General features: G+C 60.9%; 1 protein-coding gene. It reads right to left on the reverse strand.

Annotation, left to right across the window (positions count from 1 at the left end):
* Positions 1-842, reverse strand: an 842-nt coding sequence (locus HX851_RS33425) for a type VI secretion system Vgr family protein (protein WP_177066534.1), incomplete at both ends; no start/stop codon positions are given.

The following is an 842-nucleotide window of genomic DNA, read 5'->3' on the forward strand; positions in this document are numbered from 1 at the left end:
AACCCGCTGGTCGTGGTGTTTTCGGCGCGTCGAGACGGGTCCGGCCAAGCTTTTGTACATGGGCGCATTTGAGGTAGAGATTACCGGGTGCACCCACTTCGATCTCGCCATCCTTGAGGCGGATATAGGCCCCGCCGCAGTGCAGCACCAGTTCTTGCGGGGCGGTAATTTCCACGCGCCCTTCTGTACTTTCGATCTTGAGGTCGGTCTTTGCCAGGGCATGCAACCTGTCGTTTTGGGCATGCAGTTCGACCTTGCCGTGAACCGCCTTCAAGTGCAGATCGGCTTTTTGCGCAAGCACACTGACAGCCTCCTCGGCAGTGACAGTGATATCGCGACCGGCACTGATATCGGTGTTCTGCGCAGCCACGATGCCCACGCTGGCACCACCAGAAGACAGGCCGACGGCCTCAGGACTGACCAGGCCGATACCCGCCGGGGTATGCAGGAGCAGGCCGGGTTGGTTCAGGCCCTTGAGTGCCTGGACCAGGCGCTCCTGGCTGGCGGTATCGTTGGGTGTCGCTTGCGCGTTGCGAGCTGCACTGGCCAGGGAACGGGCCAACGACAGGGCACTTTCCAACTGTTCGATGGCAGCGCCCATATCGAGTTGCTGGCCCCGTGCCTTGGGCTGGGCATCGGCACTGATAAAGACTCCCTTGCCGCCACGAATCGCGCCCCAACCATCGCTGCGCAACTCAAACCCTTCACCGCGTTTTTTCTTCCCGGCATCCACCAGGTGTCCAAGATTGAGTTGGCTCTTGCCGCTCTGTTCGGTGCTGAGCTTGATGTGTTCCTGGCCGCGTAAATCCTCCATGCGCAGCTTGTTGTTGGCCGGGGTGCGC

It is taken from the genome of Pseudomonas gingeri (genome assembly GCF_013385635.1).
GTDB lineage: Bacteria > Pseudomonadota > Gammaproteobacteria > Pseudomonadales > Pseudomonadaceae > Aquipseudomonas > Aquipseudomonas gingeri_A.